We start from the raw sequence: 23,595 nt of genomic DNA on the forward strand, positions 1-23,595 counted from the left end.
CAGGAGAGGCGGGGAGCATGACAACGGCGACCACCGACGAACGAACCCTCGAGGAGCTGCAGCGGGACCACGGCCCCGCACTCCTCTCCTTTCTGCTCGGCCTCACCTACGGGGACCGCCAGCGGGCCGAGGACCTCGTCCAGGAGACCCTGGTACGGGCCTGGCTCCACCCCGAGGCCTTCGACGGCCCCTACGAGTCGATGCGCCCCTGGCTCTTCACCGTGGCCCGCCGCCTCGCCATCGACGCCCGGCGCTCACGCCTCGCCCGACCCGCCGAGATCGGGGACGGCGTCCTCGCGGTGACCCCCGATCCCGACGACGCCACGGCCTCGGCCGAGGCCGCGCTCGACGTACGGGCGGCCGTCCGCGAACTGAGCCCGGAACACCGCGCGGTCCTGGTCCGGATCTACTTCCACGGACTGACCGTCAACGAGGCCGCCGTCGACCTCGGCATCCCGGCCGGCACCGTCAAGTCCCGCTCCCACTACGCGCTGCGGCAGCTGGGCCGGTCGCTCCCCGGCTACCGGCCGCATCGCGCGGCCGTTGCCCGGCCCCGCGTCGCGGCCCCACAATGACGCCGTGACGCTGACACTCGCCGCCGCCGAAAAGATCCTCGCCGACAACTTCGCACCCTGGGTGCTCGATCTCGGGCTCGCCGTCGAATCGGTCGACGGCCAGGAGGCCGTGCTCCGGCTCCCGTGGTCGGAGCGGCTCGCCCGGGAGGGCGGGGGCCTGTCCGGGCAGGCCCTGATGGCCGCCGCCGACACGGCGACGGTGATCGCGGTCGCCGCGGCCCGGGGCGGCTTCGTACCCATGACCACCGTCCAGCAGTCGACCAGCTTCCAGCGGGCGGTCGTCGGCGCCGACGTCCTGGTGCGGGCCCGGCTCACCAAGGCGGGGAAGCGGATGGCCTTCGCCGACATCACCATGACGGCCGAGGGCACGGCGGAGGTCGCGGCCCACGCGACGGCGGTGTACGCGATCCTCGGCTGAGCCGCCGTCTCCCCCGCCGTCTTTTCCGGCCGCCACCCCGGTGGCCGGCGGAGCCGGTGCTGCCCCTGCCGCTGCCGCGACCCTGCCGGCCGCTGCCGCTGCCCCGACCGCTGCCGACCGCTGCCGGAGACGCCTCTCCCACCCCGTTCGCCTCCCGGGACCTCAGTAATCCCACCGGCACCGATCCGGCCGGGAAACGTATCCGAAACCACACGGGCGAGTTGAGCAAAGCGGGACACGCGGGCGCCCTCCACGGAGGAAGCTCTCCCCGGGTCCCACACGTCCGGGTCCCCGATGTCCGGGAGAAGGTGGGAGCGTTGCGCCCCGAGAGCACGAACGGCGCCGGCGGCACGAGTGGCGGCGAACTCGCCGTCCCGATGGCCTGGCTGTGCGCCGAGTACCTGGCCGACGAGGTGCTGCGGGCCGCCGCCCTCGTGGCACCCGGCTCACTGGAGTACCGGGCGGGCCTCCAGGCCCTCGCCCTCACCGTCCACCTCTCCGAGGAGGCGGACGGACCGGTGGGCGGAAGGCCCGCGGGCCGCGTCGACAAATGGCTGCGGCACACGGCCTACGACCGGCCCTGGCCGCCCTGGGTCGAGGAACGGCTCGCGGCGCGCCGGGCGGCCGGCGACGGCGGCCCCGACCTGGCGCTCGCGGAGACCGCGTGGCGCGGCCTGCGCGACACCTGGGTCCGCGCCGCCGACCTCGACGGCCGGACGGACGACGAGTCCGCCTGCACGGTCGACGAGGAGGAGCAGATCTGGCTGCCCGCGTGGAAGCTGGGCCTGCCGCTCGCCCATCTCTCGCTGCACCTGCGCTGACCCGCCCCTGCCGGTCCGTACCCGGTCAGGGTGACGAACGGTGCACTCCCTGGTGGTACTTGGGGATGCGCACCGTCACCTTCATCCCCGCGCCGACCCCCGTCTCGATGACGAGGCCGTACTCCGCGCCGTACACCTGGCGCAGCCGCTCGTCCACGTTGGAGAGGCCGATGCCGGAGCCGGCGGGGTGCTCTCCGCGCAGGACCGCGCGGAGCAGCTCCGGGTCCATGCCGATGCCGTCGTCCTCGACGGTCACCACGGCCTCCGCGCCCGCGTCGCGGGCGGCGATCGTGACCCGGCAGCCCCGTTCCCGGTCCTCGAGGCCGTGTTTCACGGCGTTCTCCACGAGGGGCTGGAGGCACAGGAAGGGCAGCGTGACCGGCAGGACCTCGGGGGCGATCTGCAGCGTCACCTTGAGCCGGTCCCCGAAGCGCGCCCCGGCGAGCGCCAGGTACTGCTCGATGGAGCGCAGTTCGTCGGCGAGCTGGGCGAACTCGCCGTGCCTGCGGAACGAGTAGCGGGTGAAGTCCGCGAACTCGAGGAGGAGTTCGCGGGCCTGCTCCGGGTCGGTGCGGACGAACGAGGCGATGGCGGCGAGGGAGTTGAAGATGAAGTGCGGGGAGATCTGCGCGCGGAGCGCACGGATCTCGGCCTCCACGATGCGGGTGCGCGAGCGGTCGAGCTCGGCGAGCTCCAGCTGTACGGAGGCCCAGCGGGCCACCTCGGTCGCGGCCCGCACCAGGACGGCCGACTCCCGCGAACCGTAGGCGACGAGCGCGCCGAGCACCCCGTCCTCGCCGCTGAGCGGGGCGATCACCGCCCAGCGCAGCGGGCAGGCGGGGTCGGCGCAGTCGGTGTGCACGGATCGGCTGCGGCCGGTCTCCAGGGTCTCGGCCGCCTGTTCCGGGACGTGCGCCCGGTGATGGTCCTCGCCAGGTCCGTCCCAGGCGAGGACGGCGCCCCGGTCCGTGAGACAGAGCGCCTCGGTGCCGAGCAGCGAGCGGAGGGTGCCGGCGGCCCTGCGCGCGGTCTCCTCGGTGAGCCCGGCGCGGAGCGGCGGCGCGGCGAGGGAGGCGGTGTGCAGCGTGTGGAACGTGGCCCGTTCGACGGGCGTGCCGAGGTCGGGATCGGCGGCGCGGCCGCCGCGCCGGGCGGTGAACCGGCCGAGGACGAAGCCCGCGGCGAGCAGCACGGCGCCGGCGGCGGCCGCGGCGGCGAGGGCGATGCCGCTCAACGGCGGACCTCCTGGACGGGGGCGGGGACGGGGACGGTGCCGGTGATCTCCTCCGGCAGATGGAGGCGGGCGAGGAGCGTCGGAGTGCCGGGCGGGACGCGGCGGGGTGTGGCCAGGGAGACGAGGACCATGGTGAGGAAACCGAGCGGGACCGACCAGACCGCCGGCCAGGCCATCAGGGTGTGCGGCCAGCCCTCGGGGGCGAGCCCCGCCCGGGTCGCCATCACGGCCGCGAGCGCGGAGCCGCCGCCCAGGAGCAGTCCGGCCGTCGCGCCGGGCGGGGTCAGGCGCCGCCACCAGATGCCGAGGACGAGCAGCGGGCAGAAGGAGGAGGCGGAGACGGCGAACGCGAGGCCGACGGCGTCGGCGACCGGCACCTTCGATGCGAACACCCCCACGGCCAGCGGTACGGCGGTGGCGAGCAGGGTCGCGAGACGGAAGTGCCGTACGCCCCGGGACGGCAGGACGTCCTGGGTGAGGACTCCGGCGACGGACATGGTGAGCCCCGAGGCGGTGGACAGGAAGGCGGCGAAGGCGCCGCCCGCGAGGAGCGCGCCCAGGAGGTCGCCGAGCAGGCCGCCCACGATGCGGTCGGGCAGCACGAGCACGGCGGCGTCCGCGGAGCCGGTGAGGGCGAGCTCGGGGGCGTAGATCCGGCCGAGGGCGCCGTAGAGCGGCGGCAACAGGTAGAAGGCGCCCACGAGGCCGAGTACGACCAGGGTGGTGCGGCGGGCCGCCCGGCCGTGCGGGCTGGTGTAGAAGCGGACGGCGACGTGCGGCAGGCCCATGGTGCCGAGGAAGGTCGCGAGGATCAGTCCGTACGTGGCGTACAGCTGGTGTCCGTCGCGGCCGCCGGCCAGTGGCTGGGACCAGCCGAGGGGATCCGATCCGCTGGCGACCCGCTCCGGCAGTGCCGCTCCCGGGGCGAAGGCGAGGGTGGTGCCGCCGAGGACGTGATGGGTGCCGGGGGCGAGGGTCACGGTCCGCTTCTCGTACGGGACCGCGTCGACGCTGCCGGTGACCGTGACGGTGAGCGGGTCGTCGAGCCCGATCCGTACCGTGTCGGCGACCTTGACGACGGTGTGGCCGCGCAGCACGGCGGGGGCGTCGAAGCGGGCCCTGGGTGCCCCGTCGCCGTACCAGGCGGCGAGCAGGAAGAGGACGGGGACGAGCAGGGCGGTGAGCTTCAGCCAGTACTGGAACGCCTGTACGAAGGTGATGCTGCGCATCCCGCCGGCGGCGACCGTGCCGGTGACGACGAGGGCGACGAGCAGCCCGCCGACCCAGTCGGGGGCGCCGGTGAGGATCTCCAGGGTGAGCCCGGCGCCCTGGAGCTGGGGCAGCAGGTAGAGCCAGCCGATGCCGACGACGAAGAGGCTGGCGAGACGGCGCACCTGTGGGGACTCGAGGCGGGCCTCGGCGAAGTCGGAGAGGGTGTACGCCCCGGAGCGCCGCAGCGGGGCGGCGACGAGGACCAGCAGTACGAGGTAGCCGGCGGTGTAGCCGACCGGGTACCAGAGCATCGCGGGGCCCTGGACGAGGACGAGCCCCGCGATGCCGAGGAAGGAGGCGGCGGAGAGGTACTCGCCGCTGATGGCCGCGGCGTTGAGGCCGGGCCGGACGGTGCGCGAGGCCACGTAGAAGTCGGAGGTCGTCCGGGAGATCCGCAGGCCGAGGGCGCCGATGAGGACGGTGGCGAGAACGACGGCGGTGACGGCGGCGACGGCGTAGGTCTGGTTCACGCGGCGCCCGCGCGGGGCTCGTCCGTACGGGGCCGGTTCTTGAGGGACCGGTGCTTGAGGGACCGGCGCTTCGGGGGCTCGTTCACGGAGTGCGTCTCAGCGTTCGACGAGGCCGGTGAAGTCGCGCTCGTTGCGTTCGGCGCGCCGTACGTACCAGTGCGCTATGCCCCAGACGACGGGCTGGACCCCGACGCCGAGGGCGAGCCAGACGAAGGCCTCGGGGGCGGGCAGGGCGAGGAGCAGCGGCAGCGAGCCGACCAGCAGCGCGAGCGCGCCCAGGGCGGTGAGGGCGGCGCGCAGCTGGCTGCGCATCAGGGAGCGGACGTAGGTGTGGCCGAGGGTGGTCTGCTCGTCGATCTCGGAGCGCGCCGGCGGGTGGACGGGGTGGCGCCGGGCGGGGCCGGGCACGGTCGTCCCTGCGCCGTGGGCGGAGGCGTACGTGACGGTCTCGCGGCGGGGCCGGCGCGCGGGAGGCTGCTGCTCGGACATCGTCGTCCGCCTCGGTCGGAAGGAGCGGGCCTCTGGCCCGGGACGCGTGGAGTCTACGCAGGTGGGAGTACCTGCGGTAGGGGGCGGGGCGGGATGGGTTCAGCCCCCGGCGCGGCGCATCAACAGGTCTCGCAGGGGGCGGGCGTGCCGTCGGCTGACCGGCAGGTCGGTGTCGCCGACCCGTACGGAGGTGGCACCGCCGTCGAGGCGGAGCTCGTCGATCCGGGCGAGCGCCACGAGGTGGCTGCGGTGGATGCGGACGAAGCCGCGGGCCGCCCACCGCTCCTCGAGGGTGGACAGCGGGATGCGGACGAGGTGGCTGCCGTGGTCGGTGTGGAGGCGGGCGTAGTCGCCGTGGGCCTCGGCGTACACGATGTCGTCGACGGAGACGAACCGGGTGATCCCGCCGAGCTCGACGGGGATCTGCTCGGGCACGGCGGGGGCGGCGGGTCCCGCCGGGGCAGGGGCGGCGGCGTGCACGAGCTCGTGGACCCGGCGGACGGCCTCGGCGAGGCGCTCGCGGCGGACGGGCTTGAGCACGTAGTCGACCGCCTTCAGGTCGAAGGCCTGGAGCGCGAAGCCCTCGTGGGCGGTGACGAAGACGACGAGCGGCGGGCGGGCGAACCCGGCGAGCAGCCTGGCCACGTCGAGTCCGGTGAGGCCGGGCATGTGGATGTCGAGGAAGACGACGTCGACGGCGTCGTCGCCGTCCGGCCCGGCCTCCAGGGCGCGCCCGATCCTGCGGAGGGCGGCGGTGGCGTCACCCGCGCCCTCGGCGGAGCGCACACGGGGGTCGGCGCGCAGCAGGTAGAGCAGCTCCCCGAGGGCGGGTTCCTCGTCGTCGACGGCCAGTACGCGCAGCATGCGGCGGAGTGTAACGGGCGGCCGCGAGCGCCTCGGCGGCGTCGGCTGCCTGAGGAGTGCCGGGGTGCCTGAGGAGTGGGGGTACTCGAGGACTGGGGGGTACTCGCGGAGTGCCGGGTCACTTGAGGAGTCTGGACAGGCGGCGGTCGGCGAGGGGTTTGCCGCCGGTCTGGCAGGTGGGGCAGTACTGGAGGGAGGAGTCGCTGAAGGAGACCTCGCGGACCGTGTCGCCGCACACGGGGCAGGGTTCGCCGGTGCGGCCGTGGACGCGCAGGCCGCTCTTCTTCTCGGCCTTGAGCTTGCCCGCGGCGAGGCCGTGGGAACGTTCGACGGCCTCGTGGAGGGTGGTCCGCATCGCCGTGTAGAGGTCGGCGGTCTCGTCCGGGGTGAGGTTCTGGGTGGGTTTGAACGGGGACATCTTCGCGGCGTGGAGGATCTCGTCGCTGTACGCGTTGCCGATGCCGGCGATGAGGCTCTGGTCGCGCAGCGCGCCCTTGATCTGGCGCCGTTCGCCGGAGAGCAGCGCGGCGAACTCCTCGGGGCCGAAGTCCTCGGCGAGCGGGTCGGGTCCCAGCCGTGCGACGCCCGGGACCTCCCCCGGGTCGTGGACCACGTACACGGCGAGGCGTTTGGTGGTGCCCGCCTCGGTGAGGTCGAAGCCGTCGCCGCCGGTGAGCGCGGTCCGCAGTGCCAGCGGGCCCTTTCCGGGCTTGGGCGGTCCCGAGGGCAGCGGGTCCTGCCAGCGGAGCCAGCCCGCGCGGGCGAGATGGAACAGGAGGTGCAGCTCGCCGGCGGGCCCCGTGGTGGTGAGGTCGAGGAACTTCCCGTGCCGTCCGACCGCGGTGACCTCGGCGCCCTCGACGGCGCTCAGGGGCGGGTCGTACGTCTTGAGGACGCTGATCGCCACGGGCAGCACGCGGGCGATCTCCTTGCCCACCAGGTGCGTGGCGAGGAACGCGCGGAGCGCTTCCACCTCGGGGAGTTCGGGCATGGTTCCACCCTGCCCGAACGGTGGCGGGGCCGCTCGCCGGACGTCGGACGCGGGACGCGCTCGGGCGTGTCCGCCGCGGGCCGGACACGGCGGTCGTCGTGTCCGCCGCCGGGCCGGACGGGGGTGGCCGCGTCCGCACGCGGGCCGGACGGGGTCTCCTGGCACGCTCCGTGCCGCGCGAGCCGCAGGGCTACGGCGTGTCCGGCGGGTCCAGGAGGTCGAGTTCGGCCGTCAGGGCGTCGGCCAGCGCGTCGAGGTCCGGGACGGCCTCTCCGTCGGCGACGAGCCCGATGTGGACCTGGCCGCCGTACGGGGACATCGCGACGGCGAGCGACTGGCCACGGGCCAGCGGGGCCATGGGGAAGAGCGCGCGGAGCGGTGCCCCGCCGAGGGAGAGCGCGGAGCGGGGCAGCGGCACCTGGGTGACCAGGAGGTCGAAGAGGAGCCGGGCGGCGCCGGAGGCGAAGGGGGCGCCGAAGCGGTGGGCGAGTGGGGGCAGTTGGTCGGCGAGCAGGGCCACGGCCCCGGCGCCCCTGAGAGGGCCCGCGGCCTTGTTGCGGTCCATGGCGCTCCGGACCGCGGCCAGCCGGGTAGCCGGGTCGGCCTCGGTGACGGGCAGGTCGACGAGGTAGCCGGAGAGGCTGTTGCCGGGGCCGGGCGGAGTGCCGGGCCTGCGCCGGGAGACGGGGACGAGGGCCCGGAGGTCGGCTCCGGGGAGCGGCAGCCCGCGCCCGTCGAACCAGCGGCGGAGGGCCCCGGCGACGACGGCGAGGAGGACGTCGTTGGCCGTGCCGCCGGTGGTGCGGCGGATCCGGTGGACCCGCTCCAGGGGCAGGGAGGCGGTGGCGATCCGGCGGGTGCCGCTGGACTCGGCGGCGAGTGCGGCGGTGGGCCGTCCGTCGAGGCGGCTGGCGCGGACGACGGAGGCGCCGACCTCGACGGCGCGGCCGAGGTCGCCGAGCCGGTCGCGGGCCATGCCGAGGAGCCGTCCGGGTCCGGGGAGCCAGGAGCGCGGGGGTACGGGGCGGGCGCGGCCGGCGGTGCGGCGACCCGCGGCGATCTCGTCGAAGATCCCGGCGCCGATGGCGACGGCGCGCATGCCGTCGGCGAGGGCGTGGTGGAGTTTCACGAGGACGGCGAAGGAACCGTCGGGTGCGCCGCTGAGCAGGTACATCTCCCAGGGCGGCAGACCGCGGGCGACGGGCCGTTCCATGAGCTCGGCGGCGAGGTGGGCGGCCTCGGCGGGGAAGTCGGCGCCGGGGAGGCTGATCTCGTGGACGTGCCGGCTGACGTCGAAGTCGGGGTCGGCGCTCCAGGCGGCGCCGCCGACGGGGAGCAGGACGTCGCGGACGCGCATCCGGAGCCGGGGGACGGCGGCGGCGCGGCGGGCGAGCAGGCCGAGGACGTCCGGCGGCTCCTGGCCGCTGCCCGTGGGGGCGGGGCCGAAGTGGGCGAGCGCCCCGAGGTGCAGGGGGTGCGCGGTCGATTCCAGGTGCCAGAAGGCCAGGTCCAGTGGTGCCAGTAGCTCGCTGCTCACGGGTGTCCTCACGTACGTGCTGCGCGGAGAGCCGGGAGCACGAAGTCAATCGCGCACCGACAGTTACGGTCAAGTACGATCAATGCACGCTCCGTGAACAGTCGTACTCCTCTGTCCACCGTCGCACCCCCGTGTGACGGGCTCAGTTCTGCACGGTGAATTCGCACCACACGCACTTGCCGCTCCCCCGCGACTCCACTCCCCAGACGTCGGAGAGCTGGTCGACGAGCAGCAGGCCGCGCCCCGACACGCCCGCCTCCCCCGCCTCGCGGCGCCGGGGCAGCGCGCTGGAGCGGTCCTCCACCTCCACCCGGAGCCGCCGTTCGGCCCCGCCGAGGATCCGCAGGGTCACGATGGCCCCGCCGTCGGTGTGCATCAGCGCGTTGGTCATCAGCTCGTCGGCGACCAGTTCGATCTCGTCGGCCCGCTCCCCGGCGCCCCAGGCCCGGACGGCGGCCCTGATCATGTGCCGGGCCGAGCTCAGCGCCTCGGGGTCGTTCTGGGCCACGTGCTGCTGGAACCGGCCCGCGCCATGGGCGGCGGTCGCGGTCTGGCGGCGCAGCAGCAGGATCGCGACGTCGTCCTCGCCGCCCCGGTCGGCGACCACGTCGCACAGGTGGTCGGCGAGCTCCTGGAGGTCGGCGGGGCCGCGCCGGACGAGGGCGGAGAGCCACTGGAGGCCTTCGTCGAGGTCGGAGCCGGGCTTCTCGACCAGACCGTCGGTGTAGAGCATCAGCGTCTGCCCGGGGTCCAGTTCCAGCGTGGTCACCGGGTAGTCGAGCCGGCCGAACTCGGCGGAGAGCCCGAGCGGCAGTCCGCCCTCCACGGGGATCCTGCGGCAGCGCCCGTCGATCTCCCGGATCAGCGGGTCGACGTGGCCGGCGCGCACCACCTGGACGACTCCGGTGCCGAGGTCGACCTCCGCGTACGTGCAGGTGGCGAAGCGTTCGGTGTCGAGTTCGTGCAGGAAGACGGAGGCGCGGGCCATCACCGTGGCCGGGGTGTGCCCCTCGGCGGCGTACGCGCGCAGCACGATCCGCAGCTGGCCCATGACGGCCGCCGCGTGGGTGTCGTGGCCCTGTACGTCCCCGATGACGGCGCCGACCCGCCCGCCGGGGAGCGCGATGACGTCGTACCAGTCGCCGCCGATGTCCCGGCCGAGCCGGGCCGAACGGTAGCGGACGGCCGTCTGGGCGCCCGGCACGTCGGGGATGCGGCGGGGCAGCATCGCCTGCTGGAGCCCCTCGGCGAGGTCGTGCTCCTGCTCGTACAGCATGGCCCGCTGGAGGCTCTGGGCGATGCTGCTGCCGAGGGCGACGAGGAGGGTCCGCTCGTCCTCGCTGAAACCGGTCTTGTCGCTGTAGAGGAGGCCGAGCGCGCCGATGGGCCGGGCCTGGGCGATGAGCGGCAGATAGACGGCGGCGGTGATGCCGAGTCCGCTGATGTGCGGCCAGAGCACCGGGAAGGAGGCCGCGAAGTCCCGGGGCGACTCGATGAACCGCGGCCGCAGGGTGCGGATCACCTCGCTCATCGGGTACGGCTCGTCCACCCGGGTGAACCGGGTGCCCGGCACGAAGGCGCCCTCGGGGCCCTCGGCGACCAGATGGATGCGGCCGGCGTCGAGGAGGCCCATGACGAGGCTCGCGGCGCCGAAGTGTTCCAGCGCGTGGGAGTCGTTGAGCAGGTCGATGACGTCCTGCACGGTCCGCGCGTAGGCGAGGGCGGCCGTGGTGCCCTCGACGACCCCGGCGCGCCGGCGCCGCCCCTCGTCGAGGCCGAGCCGGGCGGCTGACTCGCTGAGTTCGTGGGTGGCGTCCCGGACGACGCCGACGATACGGACGGGGCGGCCGGTGTCGTCACGGTGGACGATCCCCTGGGTGTGGGTCCACTGGTGCACGCCGTCGCGGCGGCGGATGCGGAAGTACGCGCCGTACTCCGCGCTGCCGTCCTTGAGCGCCTGGGCGACCAGGGTGTCGAGGCGGCGGGCCTCGTCCGGCAGGACCCGCGAGCCGAGCGAGTCGGGGCGGTCGTCGTAGTCCGCGCGGTCCAGGTCGAAGACGTCGAGAGCGGCCTCGTCCATGATCATGGTGCCGTTGGCGAGATCCCAGTCGAAGCCGCCCATCCGGAAGGCCGTGCCGAATGCGGCGAGGATCCGTGCCGTCCCGGCGCTCGCTCCGGAGCTCGCTCCCTCCAGGACGCGGCTGAGCCGCTCGGCCGCATCCCCGCCCCCGTTGCCCGCGTTCATGGGGCCACGCTAGGCGCAGCCCCGCCCGTGCGCACCATGAAGATCCGTTTCATCCCTCGAAGGTCTCGGGCTGGTCCGGGACCGGTTCGGCGGGAATGAAGTCCGGCGGCAGTTCGCCGTCCGGGACGGTCTCCTCGCCCGGGGGCACCGCGTACGGGTCGGCGGGGTCCGGCTGCACGCGGGGGTCGGCGTTCGGGTCCTGGTACGGATCCGCGTCGGGCACGGGGTGCGGGTCGGGGTCGGTGCCACCGGTCCCGGAGGCGTCGGGCAGCGGGTTCTCCGGGGCCGGGGGGACCGGGGCGGGCACCCGGGAGGGACTCTCCGGTGCGGCGGGGTCGGAGGAGGTACCGCGGTCGGGTGTGGCGCCGTCGGGCCCGGCCGGGTCGGGGGTCGTGTCGGCGAGGGCGCACGCGTCCGGGTCGCAGTCGGGTTCGACGGCGGGCTTGCGGTCCTGGGCCCCGTCGCTGCCGGTGGCCCGCTCGATCCAGCTGCGGTCGGCGTTGTTGACGATGACCAGGCTGGTGACCACGGTGGTGGTCGGCCGGACGACGATCACGCGGTCGGGGTCGAAGCCGTCCCAGGGCTCGCCCTGGTGGATGCCGTCCCGGACCGCGGCCGGGGAGCGGAGCGGGTTGCCGCAGGCGCAGCGGACGCGCGGGGAGCCGTACTGGTCGACGAGGACCGCCGTACCGGTCTGGAGGACGGACTGGAAGGCGTGGGCACGGCTCTCGCGGTAGGCGTGGTTGGTGACCCGGGTGTCCGAGCGCAGGACGACCGGGGTCAGCCCGCGCACCCAGTCGGCGACGTTGGCCTCGGGGATTCCGGCGGCGTCGGCGAAGGCCCGGGTCCTGTCGGGGTCGGCGGCGAGGAACGACACCTGCCGCTCGACGTCGCAGCTGCCCTCCGCGCGCGTGCCGCCGTAGAGGCCGGGGGTGGACCCGGTGACCTCACGGACCTGCATGCCTTCGGCCTGCGGACCCGAGGCCGGGGAGGACGTCCGTGTGGTGGCCCGGGCCGACGACTGGGTGAAGGGGTCGGGGCCCTGGTCGGCGAGCGGCTGGAGGAGGACGTCCTGCTCCGAACCGGCCGCGGCGGGCTGGGCCCCGCCCCGGGACCCCTCCCAGACGGAGGTGCACCCCGCGAGCAGGAGCGACGCGGCGACCGCGGCGACCGCGGACCGGGCCAGGGCGGCGCGGGGGGCGGGCGGGTCGGTCGCGCGGGAAGCGGTCGCGTCCGGATCGGTGGGGTCTGCCGCGCGGGGGACGGCAGGGTCGGTCGCGCGGGAAGCGGCCGGATCCGGAGCGGTCGGGTGGGTCGCGCCGGAGGCGGTGGGGGTTCTCCGCGTCCGGCAGAGGGGTGAGCGCACCTGATTCTCCCGCTTTCTCTCCCCCGGGCCACGGCGCCCGGTTCCGGCCAGTCCTTCATGTCTGTCGCAGTGCGCGGAGCCCCGCAAGCGGAGGGCCGCCGACCGTGTCGGGAGGCGCACTTGAACACGTTCAAGAAACGTTCTACGCTCGGACATGCCAGTTGAACACGTTCAAGTGGGGGGTTCACGATGACCGCACTGTCGGTCCTGGTAGGCACGGTCGTCACGGTCGGCATGTTCTGGGTGGTCCCGACGGGGCTCGCGCTCCTCGACGGCCCCCGACCACCCGGCTGGGATGCGCTCCGGCGCGCCTGGCCGCTGTTCGCCGCCCCCGGCGCGCTCGCCGTGTGGCTGCCCCGCTCCGGGCTCTCGACCGGTCTCGCCGCCGTCTACGCCCTCGCCACACTGGCCCTCGCGCTCCAGGCCCCGGCCCGGCTGTTCCTGACCCGCTCCCTCGGGCCGGGCGAGGTCGCTGTCCTCACCGCCCTGGTCGCGCCCTCCGTCGCCGGCCTCGCGCTGGTCGCTGAACGGGCCTCGTACCCGCTCTTCGGCTTCGACCTGGACATCCTGGCGCTGACCGTCCCGCACTTCCACTTCGCGGGCTTCGCCGCCGCCCTCGTCGCCGGACTCCTCTGCCGCGTCGCCGACGGCCCCACCGCCCGGTTCGCCGCGCTCAGCGTCCCCGCGGGCACCCTGCTCGTCCTGCTCGGCTACTTCGTCGACGACTGGGCCGAGCTGCTCGGCGCCGTCGTCCTCACGGCCGGCATGACGGCGGTCGCGGTCCTGACCCTGCGCGAGCGCCGCACCCTGGCGGCCGACCGCCTCACCCGGGGACTGCTCGCCGTCTCCGCCCTGGTTCTCTTCGTCACCATGCTGCTCGCGCTGAGCTGGGCACTCGGTGAGGCGACCGGCCTTCCCCACCTCGATCTGACCTGGACGGCCGCGACCCACGGCCTGGGCAACGCCCTGGGCTTCGCGGTCTGCGCCCTGCTCGCCCACCGCCGCCTCCGCTCGGACCACCCGACACCGGCGCACCTCGCCACCCCCACGGACCCCACCACCTCCACAGACCCCACCAACCCCACGGCTCTCCCGCGAACGGAGCTCCCGGCATGACCCGCCTCATGAACAGCCTGTCCCGGCCCGACCGCCCCCGCCCGACCCTCAGCTACCGCGAGGTCGCCGCCACCCGCACCCCGGACGCCCTCCCCGAGGGCTACCACCACCTGCGGTACAGCGCCGTCGTCGGCCACGGCCGGGCCGCGTTCGAGGCCGCCGGAGCCGCCGTCACCACCTGGCGGATGCACCGCGCCACCGGGGCGCGCCTCCTCGCCGACTCCGACCGCGCCGCCCCCGGCGTCACCGTCGAGGTCTCGGCGGGCCTCGGCCCGCTCCGGCTCGGCGCCCCCTGCACGGTGATCTGGACCGCGCACGAGGAACAGCGCATCGGTTTCGCCTACGGAACCCTCACCGGGCATCCGGAGTGCGGCGAGGAGTCCTTCATGGTCCATCTGGAGCCGGACGGCACGGTCCGGTTCGCGGTCACCGCGTTCAGCCGCCCCGCCGCCTGGTACACCCGGCTCGGCGGCCCCGTGATCCCCCTCCTCCAGCGGGCCTACGCACGTCAGCTGGGCCGGACCCTGCGGCGCCTCGTCAGGACGTGATCCCGGGCCGATACTGGAACCGATGGAGTGGTTCACCGCGCCCGACCACTGGCTGAGCCGGATCGTCTTCCAGCGGGGCCTCGCCGGGCTGTACTGCGTGGCGTTCCTGTCGGCGGCCCTGCAGTTCCGGGCGCTGATCGGGGAGCGCGGCATGCTCCCCGTACCGGAGTACGTGCGCGGGACCCGGCCGCGGCGCACCCCGTCGCTGTTCCACTGGCGCTACTCCGACCGCCTCTTCGCGGCCGTCGCCTGGTCCGGCGCCGCGCTCGCCCTCGCGCTGCTCGCGGGCGCCGGGGACGCGGTGCCGCTGCCGGTCTCGATGCTGCTGTGGCTGGTCCTCTGGGGGATGTACCTGTCGATCGTGAACGTGGGCCAGACCTGGTACGCCTTCGGCTGGGAGTCGCTGCTCCTGGAGACCGGGTTCCTGGCGGTCTTCCTCGGCAACGACGACACGGGGCCGCCCGTCCTCGTGCTCCTGCTGCTGCGCTGGCTGCTCTTCCGGGTCGAGTTCGGCGCCGGGCTCATCAAGATCCGCGGCGACCCGTGCTGGCGCGACCTGACCTGCCTCTACCACCATCACGAGACCCAGCCGATGCCCGGTCCGCTGAGCTGGTTCTTCCACCACCTGCCGCGCCCGCTGCACCGGGTGGAGGTGGCGGCCAACCATGTCGTCCAGCTCTTCGTGCCGTTCCTGCTGTTCACCCCGCAGCCGGTGGCGTCGATCGCGGCCGGCCTGATGATCGCGACCCAGCTGTGGCTGGTGCTCTCCGGCAACTTCGCCTGGCTGAACTGGATCACCATCGTGCTGGCCCTCTCCGTCGTGGACGCCTCCCCCGTGACCGGCGAGCACCCCCGGCCGGATCCGCCGCTCTGGTACGTGGTGCTGGTCGTCGCGGTCACCGCGTTCGTCCTGGTGCGGAGCTATCGCCCGGTGCGCAATCTGCTCTCCCGGAACCAGGCGATGAACCGCTCGTACGACCCGTACCACCTGGTCAACACGTACGGAGCGTTCGGCACGGTCGGACGGATCAGGGACGAGATCGTCGTCGAGGGCACCGACGACCCGGCGCCGCACGCGGGAACGGTCTGGCGGGAGTACGGCTTCAAGGGCAAGCCCGGCGACCCGCGCCGGCTGCCCCGGCAGTTCGCCCCGTACCATCTGCGGCTCGACTGGCTGATGTGGTTCGCGGCGCTCAGCCCGGGGTACGCGCGCGACTGGTTCGGCCCGTTCGTCGAGCGGCTGCTCGACGGCGACCGGGACACCCTGCGGCTGCTCGCGCACAATCCGTTCCCCGACGCGCCACCGACCTTCGTCCGCGCCCGGCTCTACCGCTACCGGTACACGACCTGGCGCGAACTCCGGGCGACCGGGGCCTGGTGGCACCGGACGCTCGTCCGTGAGTACCTGCCGCCGACCCGGCTGCGGGAATCGGCGCCCGGGCCCCGCTGAACGCGCCTGTGCCCCCGCCGCGAACGGACGGGGGCACCGCGGGTGAAGCAGGCGATCAGTCGATACCGGGCAGGATGTGGGGCTCGGCGAGGTCGTCCTCGTAGCCCGCGAGCCGGATCGGGGCCGCGTGGGCCCACACTTCGAGGCTCCCCAGCTCGCCGTTCCTGCGCGTCCGGTCCTTCTTGGGTTCGGCCGGTCGCGGTTCCTGCTTCGTCAGTTCTGAAGTCACCGCGCACTCCTTTGTGTCGCGTACCTGTAGGACAGATGCCGGTCGGTCGCGGTGGCGCCGTAGTCGGGCGGGACCGCAGCCTTGGTGGCAGGCCTGTCCCTGGAAGGCCGTGAGGACGGTGTGTGTCCTCGGTGGCCGACCGTGGTCATCAGACTAACCAAATGAGCACGCCCGCGCTCTACCGGGCTCCGAAGTGTGACGCAATCGGGTGAACCGAGCCGAAAGAGCGCCCCACCTGGCCGGTGAGGCGCTCTTGCCGGAACAGCGGGACCCGGTTCCTACCAGTTCGCGGGGGCGTAGTCCTTCAGGAAGCAGCCGTAGAGGTCCACACCGTCCTCGCCGCGCACGATCGGGTCGTAGACGCGGGCCGCGCCGTCGACCAGGTCGAGCGGGGCGTGGAAGCCGGCCTCGGCGAGGCGCAGCTTGTCGAAGTGCGGACGCTCGTCGGTGATCCAGCCGGTGTCGACCGAGGTCATGAGGATGCCGTCGGTCTTGAACATCTCCTCGCCACTGGTCCGCGTCACCATGTTCATCGCGGCCTTGGCGGCGTTGGTGTTCGGGTGTCCCGCGCCCTTGTAGCCGCGGCTGAACACGCCCTCCATGGCGGACACGTTCACGACGTAGGAACGGCCGCTGGCGGCCTTCTTCGCCGCCTCGGCCATCACCGGGCGCAGCTTGCTGATGAGGATGAACGGCGCCGTGTAGTTGCAGAGCTGGGTCTCCAGGAGCTCCACCGGGGAGATCTGCTCGATGCTCTGCACCCAGGTGTTGGAGTCGACGACGTCCGGCACCAGGCCGCCCGCGTCGATGGCGGTGCCGTCGAGGTGCTTGGCGATGGTGGCGTTGCCCGCGACGAGCGCGAGGTCGGCCACCTGCTGGGCCTCCACGTCGCGCACGCCGGCGGGAAGCTCGGACGACCCGACGAGCTCGCCGACCGCGCCGGAGTTGAAGGCGCCGATCACGTGGTGGGCGGGCAGCTCGCCGGCCGGCAGCGCGGCGCTCTCGCCCTCGACCAGGGCGGCGTACGCGGACGGCAGCCGGCGCACGGTCTGCGTCGCGTTGTTGATGAGGATGTCCAGCGGCCCGGCCTCGGTCATCTGGTCGGCGAGCGCCACGGCCTGGGCCGGGTCGCGCAGGTCGATGCCGACGACCTCGAGGCGGTGCATCCAGTCCGCCGAGTCCTCCATCGCCTTGAAGCGGCGGATGGCGTCCTTGGGGAAGCGGGTCGTGATGGTGGTGTGGGCGCCGTCGCGCAGCAGCCGCAGCGCGATGTACATGCCGATCTTCGCCCGGCCGCCGGTGAGCAGGGCACGCTTGCCGGTGAGGTCGGCGCGCGCCTCTCGCCTGGCCCGGTTCTCGGCGGCGCACTTCTGGCAGAGCTGGTGGTAGAAGTAGTCCACCTCGACGAACCGCGTCTTGCAGACGTAGCAGGAGCGCGGACGCTGGAGTATCCCCGCGATCCGGCCCTCCTCGGTGACGGAGGACGGCAGGATGCCCTCGGTCTCGTCGTCGATGCGCTGCGCGGAGCCGGTGGCCGTGGCCTCGGTGACCGCCTTGTCGTTGGCGGTCTTGGACGCCCGGCGCTCCTGGCGGCGGCGCTGCTTCACCGTCCGGTAGATCCCGGCGGTGGCGCGCCGGACGCGGATGGCGTCCGGGTGGTCGACGTCCAGCTTGTCGAGCTCGTCGAGGACGCCGAGGCAGACGGCCAGGCGATCGGGGTCGATACCCGGCCCGTAGTCCTGGTCTTCTTCGGTCACCGTCATGGCCTTCGGGTTCCTCGTTCGCTCGTACGTCACCGTTCGTGGGCTGTCGCCGTCCGTGGGCTCACAGGACGGCAACCCCGGCAACTTTACGGAGCGGATGGCCGCCCCTCCAAACCCGTTCGGGGGGCGTGGTCGAAGACACAGTCGCCGCAGAGTCCCGCGCCGGGGCAGCGGTAGTAGAGGCAGCAGCTGGCGCGGCGCAGCCGGGGGCCGCGGACCGTACCGGCGAGGTCGGGGTGGTCGAGGAGTCCGGAGACCAGGTCGGCGGCCCGTGCGGCGGCCTCGGGGCGGCCGTGGGCGTGCGCCCAGCGGGTCAGCTCGCGCAGGGCGCCGGCCAGGGCGGAGCCCGCGTTGCCCCAGAGCAGGCGCGGGGAGATGTGCCCGTCGCGGCGGAGGGCCTCGTGGAGCGGCACGAGGTGGGCCTCCTGGACGGCCGCGCGAATCTCCTCCACGGTTGCGGGGCGGGTCCCGGAGCCGCTCCACCACAGGTCGTCGGGAGAGGTGAGGGCCCCGTCCCAGTGCAGCTCGGCGGGGTCGAGGTCGGGGAAGCGGCCGTACAGGGCGGCGGGCCCGAGGGCGGTCGACCAGAGCCGGGCGGCCAGGCCGAGGTGGGCGACGGAGGCCCCGACGCGCCGCTCGGGGGCGCCGAGCCGGGCGGCGACCCGGTCCACGCGCGCGTGGAGGGGGCCGTCGTCGCCCGCGTACAGGCCCGCGAGCGGGCGGTGCGCCCCGCCGTTCTCCGGCGCGCCCGTGCGCAGGGCGAAGAACCCGCCCACCGATGCGCTCTCCACAAGGTCCACCCGAGCTCCCCCTCGTTCCGGTCCCGGTCGCGTGCCGAGGTCCTCCGGGCACGGATTCCGACCACCGTAACCGTTGCGCGGGGCTCTTCGGAACGGCTCGAAAAAGTCGCTTTGCACCCATTCTGACCTGCACGGGTGTACATCCACAGGCGTACGTGGGGCCCACGTACTGCGCCAGGTGTACCCGCGAAGACGTCCCCTGGTACGACGACGCGATCGGCCGGGAAGAGAGATCGTGGAAGGTATGAGTCCCCTCCTGCTGTCCGTGCTCCTGGCCCTGGTCTCGGCGGTCGCCTACGCGGCCGCGGCGATCGTGCAGGAGCGGGTCGCGGCCTCCGCCGCAGGTCCGCGCTACGCGCCGCTGCGCAGCCCGGCCTGGTGGGGGTCCGTCCTGCTCAACGGCATCGGCGCGACCCTGCACGTCGCGGCCCTCGCGTACGGGCCGCTCAGCCTGGTCCAGCCGCTGGGCGCGCTGACGATCGTGTTCGCGCTGCCCATGGCGGCGCTGTTCGTCGGCCGCAGGGCCGGATCGCGGGCCTGGCGCGGCGCGGTGATGGCCACGGTGGGTCTGGCCGGGCTGCTCAGCCTGACGAGCGGCGCCGAGGCGCGGTCCCTGACCGACGGCGACCGGTGGCTGCTCGCGGGCTGCACCTTCGCCGTGGTGGGCGCGCTGTTCGCGGCGGCCCACCTGGTGGGCAGGTCGGTGCTGCGCAGCGTCGTCCTGGCGGCCGCCGCGGGTGTCGCCTTCGGCATCGCCTCGGTCTTCACGAAATCGGTGGCGGAGGAGTGGGCGCCCGGCGCACCGCTGGCCGAGTGGACCGCGCTCCTCGTGCTCTCGGCGCTCGCCGTGACCGGGCTGCTCCTGTCGCAGGCCTCCTACCGGGGCGCGGGGCTCGCGGCGCCCCTGGCCACCGTCACGGTGGTCAACCCGGTGGTCGCGGCGGCAGTGGGCCTCACCCTGTTCGGCGAGAGCTTCCGCTACGGCACGGCGGGCACCGTCGCCGCGCTGATCAGCGGCGCGGTGGCCGCCGGCGGACTGATCCAGCTCACGATGGACCGGATGACGGCGCCGGCCGGGTCGCTCCCGGCGTCGGGTGAGGGGCGTGCGCCGGACTCCGGACCAGCGGCGGGGTCAGAGGGAGACCCCGCGCGCCCTGAGGTAGGCCAGGGGGTCGATGTCGGAGCCGTACCCGGGACCCGTCCGTACCTCGAAGTGCAGGTGCGGCCCCGAGCTGTTGCCGGTCGATCCTGAGCGGCCGATGCGCTGGCCGGCGGTGACCCGCTGGCCCTCGCGGACGGCGAGCGCGGAGAGGTGGGCGTACTGGCTGTAGCGGCCGTCGTCGTGGCGGAGCACGATCTGGTAGCCGTACGCGCCTCCCCACCCGGCGGAGACGATCCGGCCCCCGGCCACGGCCTTGACGGAGGTGCCGGTGGGCACGGGGAAGTCGACGCCGGTGTGGTAGCCGCTGGACCAGGAGGAGCCGGGCTTGCCGTAGCGGGTGCCGATGCCCGCCGAGACGGGGGCGGAGTAGCGGGCCTCCGTCGCGGCGGACGGCCGCGGCGTGGCGGCGGGCCGGGCGGCGGGCTTCGTCTTCGGCTTGGGCGCGGGCTTCGCGGCGGGCCTCGACGTCTGCTTCGGCACGGGTTTCGCGGCAGGCTTGGACACCTGCTTCACCGGCGGCTTGGACGCGGGCTTCGTGACGGGCTTGGTCACCGGCTTCGCCGCGGGCCGCTGCGCGACCGGCTTCGCGCTCGGCTCGGCGGTCGGCGGTGCGGCGGGCCGGGTGCGGGGCGCGGTGCCCGGTCCCGAGAGCTTCGGCGGGGACGTCGCGACCGAGGGCGCCTTCGTCGGGGGCTTCTTCGGGGCGGCGATGCGCAGGGTCAGGCGCTGGCCGGGATGGATGAGGTCGGGGTCGTCGCCGACGACCGGCCGGTTCGCGTCGTACAGGCGCTTCCAGCCGCCCTGGACCCGCTCGTCGCGGGCGATCTTCGACAGGGAGTCGCCGGGCGTCACCGTGTACATCTCACGGACGGTGGGGACGGCGGTCGGGCCGACGTTCCTGGCCGGCCGCTCGGATAAGGCGCGCTGCCCGGGCAGGGAGGCGGTGCTGGGCGCGTTCCCGCCGCGGGACGCCTTCGTGGTCCCCGTACCGGGAGAGACGTCCGGGCCGTCGCCGCCCCTGGCGAGGCCCGCGTCGGGGCCGCAGGACGGCCAGGCGCCGGGCCCCTGGCCCTTCAGGACCCGCTCGGCGATCGCGATCTGCTGGTCCTTGGAGGCGAGGTCGGCGCGCGGCGCGTAATGCGTGCCGCCGTAGGCCTCCCAGGTGGACTGGCTGAACTGCAGACCGCCGAAGTAGCCGTTGCCCGTGTTGATGTGCCAGTGAGAGGTCGACTCGCAGGAGGCGACCTTCTCCCAGACGTCGAGCGAGGCGGCCTCGACGGTGCCCGCGCCGATGAAGGGCAGCGCCATTCCGGCGCCCCCCGCGGTGACGGTGAGCGAGGCACGGTTGATCCGGCTCGGCTGGTGGCGGCGGTGACGTCCGCGTACGGCCATGGGCCCCCCTTGAACACAGCAACAGCCGTCCAAGTTAGGGGTGGCGCACGCTCCGTGACAAGGGATACGCCGAAGCCCAAGGCCCTTATGTCACCTTCCCGTTGACGCCGGCCGGTGACCGGCGGGCCCCGGCTGGGGCTGAGGCTCGGGTTCCGGTACGGGTCCGCCGGGCTGCGGCGCCGGGCTCGGACCGGGGTCCGGCGGGACCGGGACCGGGTTCGGCGGGGGCACCGGCGGCGGCGAGGGAACCGGCGGCGGAATGGGCGAAGGGGGCACTGGATCGGGGTACGGGTGGGTCATCACGGACCTCTCGGTCGACGGGTTCTCCCTCCCCAGGGTGGCCCGGCGGGCGCCGCGGCGCCCGCCGGATCCCGTCCTTCGGGTCAGTCGCCGGCCGCGCCGCGCGGACCGGACACCGCTTCGACGGCGGCGGCGAGCCCGAGGCGTGGACTCGCCAGGACCGGGCGTGCGGTGGTCGTCCGGTCGACGGCGTCGGCCATGTCGGCGATCCCGCCGATCGTGGAACAGGTGCGGAGCACGGCCCCGACACCGTCGGCGACGGCCGCCGCGAGCGCCGCCCCCACCGCCCCGGCGACCGCGTCGGGCCCCGCTTCCCGGGCGCGTACCAGCAGCTCCTCGTCGACGAGGTGACGCAGGACGAGCCCGGGGTGGTGCCGGTCGCGGAGCCCGTCGAAGACGGGGACGTGGACCGGCGAGGTGTGCAGCAGGGACAGGGTGCCGGTCGCGGTCACCACAGGCCCGGGCTGGCCTTCAGCTGGAGCTTCGCCGCGCGGACCACCTCGGACGGGGCGACCGGCGCCTCGTCCGGGTGACGCTCGGCCCAGACGGCGGCGTACGGGCAGAGCGGCACGACGGGTACGCCCTCACGTGCGGCGATCGCGTAGAACTCGCGCACGAGCGATCCCGCGACGCCCTTGCCCTCGTGGCCGTCCTCGACGACGGTGTGCACGGCGACGAGGGCGTGGGGCTCGACGGTGAGCACGAAGTAGACGACGACACCGACGTAGGTGTCGTCCTCGAAGGCCTCGAGGCGTCCGTTCGCGCGGTCGTCACGAATCTCCGGCTCGGCCATGGGCCGACGCTCCCTCGGTGCGGACGGGTCAGCTGTGCGCGGCGGCGGGCGCGGGCACGGCGTGCGGGCCGCGCACCGTGTCGCTCCCGGGGACGGGCGCGGACGCGTCGGTCCCCAGTTCCACGATGCGGTTGTCGCCGTCGACGTGCACGACGCGCGGCACGAAGGTCCGGGCCTCGGAGTCCTCGATCTGCGCGTAACTGATGAGGATCACGAGGTCGCCGGGGTGAACGAGGTGGGCGGCGGCGCCGTTGATCCCGATGACACCGGAACCGCGCTCGCCCTCGATGACATAGGTCTCGAGCCGGGCGCCGTTGTCGATGTCGACGATGTGCACGAGCTCACCGGGCAGAAGGTCGGCCGCCTCCATCAGATCTGCATCGACGGTGACCGAACCGACGTAGTGCAGGTCGGCCTGGGTCACGGTGGCCCGGTGGATCTTGGACTTGAACAGAGTGCGCAGCACTGTGGACTCCTCGAAGACGGCTCCCTGCCTGCTTTCTGCAGGTCAAGGGCGGTCCCGACTTTACACCGACACCCCCGTCCGATGTTTGTGAGGAACATCGCTCTAGTCAGGAGAAACGGCTTCCTACCTGGGCTTTCGCGCCGCCACCGACGCCTGTGAGGCAATCTCCCGGGACGCCCGTCGACTCATGCTGACCGGATGCTGACTTACCTGATGAAGCATCAAACATGCGGGTGACCTCTCTGCACACACGGATGACGTCCGTCCACGCACCACTGGCCTGTCGGGCACCGGCATCCCTCCGGTTCAGGGAACACGTTTCCTTTGGCCATCGGCCCGTCGACGCTCGACCGGCCCGGAAGCCGGCTCGCAGTCTCTGATCGAATGGAGCGGGGAGATATCGAGAGTGGCTGAGGATGGGCCTTGGACGGGTGACGATCGCGTAGAGGTGTTCGACCAGGGGCTTCTTGGCCGCGTAGTCGGGGTCGCGGGAGGTCTTCCAGGTCTTCGCGCGTGGAAAGGAGACGCCTTCCTCGCGGAGCAGGATGCGCAGGCCCTCCTGGCTGATGTCGTCGCCACCCTCGGCGACCAGGAAGTCGGCCAGCTTGGCGCGAGGCGCGCCTCAGTCCCGCCCTGCTTCGGCGGTGCGCAACACGTCCCGCACGTGCCCCAAGTCGCGGGCGAGCAGGAGCCGGACACCGAGGACCTCGAGCTCCTCGGCCAGGTTGTCGAGCATGCTTACGGCCCTGACGTCCACGAAGGGAATCGTCTCGGCGTCGACCACGACCGCCGTCACCTCCTTCCGGGCGGCAATCCTGCGGACCTCGGATCGGATCCGCTCGGCGTTGGCGAAGTGGATGCCGACCTCCACACGCAACACGATCAGGCCCGGGAGCCTGCGACTGTCCGCGTACTTGTCGAGCGCGGCGAAGTGTCCGTTACCGGGCAGCTGCCCCAGCTCGCTGATGACCGACCGCGAGGACCGGTGGAGCAGCAGAAGCAAGGAACGAAGCATGGAGAGACTCCCGTTCTGCCTGCCCCATTCCCGCAGGTCAAGGGGGGTCCTCGCGGCGCACAACGATTCACATGTCCGGTCAGTCGTGCCCAGGTGTTGCGAGACTCAAGCTGGCTGGTTGCCAGCTGCCCCGACGAATCAACAGTGCAGATGCTTTGCCGGCCGAAGTGGTGGGGCCCGCTTGCCGACGAGCGTCGCACCGACGGAGGTTCCGTACGAGCCGGGCCCGATTCTCGTGAAAAAACGGGCCGGGAAGTCGTGCGGCTGAGCCGCCGCGCA

Annotated in this window: 22 protein-coding genes and 2 pseudogenes; 7 read left to right on the top strand and 17 right to left on the bottom strand. The window is 73.7% G+C overall.

The annotated features are described in order from the left end of the window. The first annotated feature begins 17 nt into the window (after positions 1-17). The 3 genes from ACZ4XX_RS27760 to ACZ4XX_RS27770 all read left to right on the top strand — a co-directional run bounded on the left by ACZ4XX_RS27760 (position 18) and on the right by ACZ4XX_RS27770 (position 1,814). A complete protein-coding gene (locus tag ACZ4XX_RS27760) occupies positions 18-575 on the top strand; it encodes a sigma-70 family RNA polymerase sigma factor (RefSeq protein WP_468510600.1) in 558 nt (185 codons plus the stop codon). A 4-nt stretch (positions 576-579) separates the two neighbouring features. Next, positions 580-993 (top strand): PaaI family thioesterase, encoded by a 414-nt coding sequence (locus tag ACZ4XX_RS27765; protein ID WP_468510601.1) that lies wholly within the window; start codon positions 580-582, stop codon positions 991-993. Between the two features lie 317 nt (positions 994-1,310). Further along, the gene (locus tag ACZ4XX_RS27770) at positions 1,311-1,814 is read left to right on the top strand and encodes a hypothetical protein (protein WP_468510602.1); all 504 of its coding nucleotides are present in this window, start codon (positions 1,311-1,313) and stop codon (positions 1,812-1,814) included. A 25-nt stretch (positions 1,815-1,839) separates the two neighbouring features. On the opposite strand, the gene ACZ4XX_RS27775 is transcribed toward ACZ4XX_RS27770, so the two are convergent. The 8 genes from ACZ4XX_RS27775 to ACZ4XX_RS27810 all read right to left on the bottom strand — a co-directional run bounded on the left by ACZ4XX_RS27775 (position 1,840) and on the right by ACZ4XX_RS27810 (position 12,282). Continuing rightward, the gene (locus tag ACZ4XX_RS27775; protein WP_468510603.1) at positions 1,840-3,048 is read right to left on the bottom strand and encodes a sensor histidine kinase; all 1,209 of its coding nucleotides are present in this window, start codon (positions 3,046-3,048) and stop codon (positions 1,840-1,842) included. Next, positions 3,045-4,790, bottom strand: a complete 1,746-nt coding sequence (locus ACZ4XX_RS27780; protein ID WP_468510604.1) for a sodium/solute symporter — start codon at positions 4,788-4,790, stop codon at positions 3,045-3,047. Before ACZ4XX_RS27780 ends, ACZ4XX_RS27775 begins: the two co-directional genes overlap by 4 nt. Before the next feature lie 96 nt (positions 4,791-4,886). Continuing rightward, on the bottom strand, positions 4,887-5,279 hold the full coding sequence (locus ACZ4XX_RS27785) for a hypothetical protein (RefSeq protein WP_468510605.1): 393 nt from the start codon (positions 5,277-5,279) through the stop codon (positions 4,887-4,889). Positions 5,280-5,378: 99 nt separating this feature from the next. Next, a complete protein-coding gene (locus ACZ4XX_RS27790; protein WP_468510606.1) occupies positions 5,379-6,143 on the bottom strand; it encodes a LytR/AlgR family response regulator transcription factor in 765 nt (254 codons plus the stop codon). Positions 6,144-6,261: 118 nt separating this feature from the next. Continuing rightward, on the bottom strand, positions 6,262-7,134 hold the full coding sequence (locus ACZ4XX_RS27795; RefSeq protein ID WP_468510607.1) for an Fpg/Nei family DNA glycosylase: 873 nt from the start codon (positions 7,132-7,134) through the stop codon (positions 6,262-6,264). Positions 7,135-7,324: 190 nt separating this feature from the next. Beyond that, on the bottom strand, positions 7,325-8,671 hold the full coding sequence (locus ACZ4XX_RS27800) for a wax ester/triacylglycerol synthase family O-acyltransferase (RefSeq protein WP_468510608.1): 1,347 nt from the start codon (positions 8,669-8,671) through the stop codon (positions 7,325-7,327). Positions 8,672-8,813: 142 nt separating this feature from the next. Continuing rightward, entirely contained in the window at positions 8,814-10,916 is a 2,103-nt protein-coding gene (locus ACZ4XX_RS27805) for a SpoIIE family protein phosphatase (RefSeq protein ID WP_468510609.1), read from the bottom strand. A gap of 49 nt (positions 10,917-10,965) precedes the next feature. Beyond that, entirely contained in the window at positions 10,966-12,282 is a 1,317-nt protein-coding gene (locus tag ACZ4XX_RS27810) for a DUF6777 domain-containing protein (protein WP_468510610.1), read from the bottom strand. Between the two features lie 198 nt (positions 12,283-12,480). On the opposite strand from ACZ4XX_RS27810, the gene ACZ4XX_RS27815 reads away from it, so the two are divergent. Genes ACZ4XX_RS27815 through ACZ4XX_RS27825 form a run of 3 tightly spaced genes read left to right on the top strand, consistent with a single transcriptional unit; the run spans position 12,481 to position 15,396 of the window. Continuing rightward, a complete protein-coding gene (locus ACZ4XX_RS27815; RefSeq protein ID WP_468510638.1) occupies positions 12,481-13,398 on the top strand; it encodes a YndJ family protein in 918 nt (305 codons plus the stop codon). Continuing rightward, a complete protein-coding gene (locus ACZ4XX_RS27820; protein ID WP_468510611.1) occupies positions 13,395-13,946 on the top strand; it encodes a DUF1990 family protein in 552 nt (183 codons plus the stop codon). Before ACZ4XX_RS27815 ends, ACZ4XX_RS27820 begins: the two co-directional genes overlap by 4 nt. A gap of 22 nt (positions 13,947-13,968) precedes the next feature. Next, positions 13,969-15,396, top strand: a complete 1,428-nt coding sequence (locus ACZ4XX_RS27825) for a lipase maturation factor family protein (protein WP_468510612.1) — start codon at positions 13,969-13,971, stop codon at positions 15,394-15,396. A gap of 55 nt (positions 15,397-15,451) precedes the next feature. On the opposite strand, the gene ACZ4XX_RS27830 is transcribed toward ACZ4XX_RS27825, so the two are convergent. The 3 genes from ACZ4XX_RS27830 to ACZ4XX_RS27840 form a co-directional block, all read right to left on the bottom strand. Further along, positions 15,452-15,625, bottom strand: coding sequence for a hypothetical protein (locus tag ACZ4XX_RS27830; RefSeq protein WP_468510613.1), 174 nt, complete (start codon positions 15,623-15,625; stop codon positions 15,452-15,454). A 278-nt stretch (positions 15,626-15,903) separates the two neighbouring features. Further along, a complete protein-coding gene (locus tag ACZ4XX_RS27835) occupies positions 15,904-17,388 on the bottom strand; it encodes an SDR family NAD(P)-dependent oxidoreductase (RefSeq protein WP_468510614.1) in 1,485 nt (494 codons plus the stop codon). A gap of 86 nt (positions 17,389-17,474) precedes the next feature. Further along, positions 17,475-18,188, bottom strand: a complete 714-nt coding sequence (locus ACZ4XX_RS27840) for a (2Fe-2S)-binding protein (protein WP_468510615.1) — start codon at positions 18,186-18,188, stop codon at positions 17,475-17,477. A 244-nt stretch (positions 18,189-18,432) separates the two neighbouring features. Between ACZ4XX_RS27840 and ACZ4XX_RS27845 the strand changes: the two genes are divergently transcribed. Beyond that, entirely contained in the window at positions 18,433-19,440 is a 1,008-nt protein-coding gene (locus ACZ4XX_RS27845; RefSeq protein ID WP_468510616.1) for a DMT family transporter, read from the top strand. On the opposite strand, the gene ACZ4XX_RS27850 is transcribed toward ACZ4XX_RS27845, so the two are convergent. The 6 genes and pseudogenes from ACZ4XX_RS27850 to ACZ4XX_RS27875 form a co-directional block, all read right to left on the bottom strand. Then, the gene (locus tag ACZ4XX_RS27850) at positions 19,321-20,742 is read right to left on the bottom strand and encodes a transglycosylase family protein (protein ID WP_468510617.1); all 1,422 of its coding nucleotides are present in this window, start codon (positions 20,740-20,742) and stop codon (positions 19,321-19,323) included. The two genes, ACZ4XX_RS27845 and ACZ4XX_RS27850, sit on opposite strands and share 120 nt — an antisense overlap. 383 nt (positions 20,743-21,125) lie before the next feature. Then, on the bottom strand, positions 21,126-21,497 hold the full coding sequence (locus ACZ4XX_RS27855) for a hypothetical protein (protein WP_468510618.1): 372 nt from the start codon (positions 21,495-21,497) through the stop codon (positions 21,126-21,128). Beyond that, positions 21,491-21,886 (bottom strand): annotated as a pseudogene (locus ACZ4XX_RS27860) (GNAT family N-acetyltransferase); the annotation flags it as partial. The gene ACZ4XX_RS27855 and the pseudogene ACZ4XX_RS27860, both read right to left, overlap by 7 nt. Then, positions 21,864-22,301, bottom strand: coding sequence for an aspartate 1-decarboxylase (gene panD / locus ACZ4XX_RS27865; RefSeq protein WP_468510619.1), 438 nt, complete (start codon positions 22,299-22,301; stop codon positions 21,864-21,866). The gene panD and the pseudogene ACZ4XX_RS27860, both read right to left, overlap by 23 nt. A 436-nt stretch (positions 22,302-22,737) precedes the next feature. Next, positions 22,738-22,911, bottom strand: a pseudogene (locus ACZ4XX_RS27870) (IS630 family transposase); the annotation flags it as partial. A 12-nt stretch (positions 22,912-22,923) separates the two neighbouring features. After that, a complete protein-coding gene (locus ACZ4XX_RS27875) occupies positions 22,924-23,316 on the bottom strand; it encodes a sodium-independent anion transporter (RefSeq protein WP_468510620.1) in 393 nt (130 codons plus the stop codon). Between the last annotated feature and the right edge of the window lie 279 nt (positions 23,317-23,595).

The sequence above is a fragment of the Streptomyces sp. NPDC029956 genome (assembly GCF_055574655.1).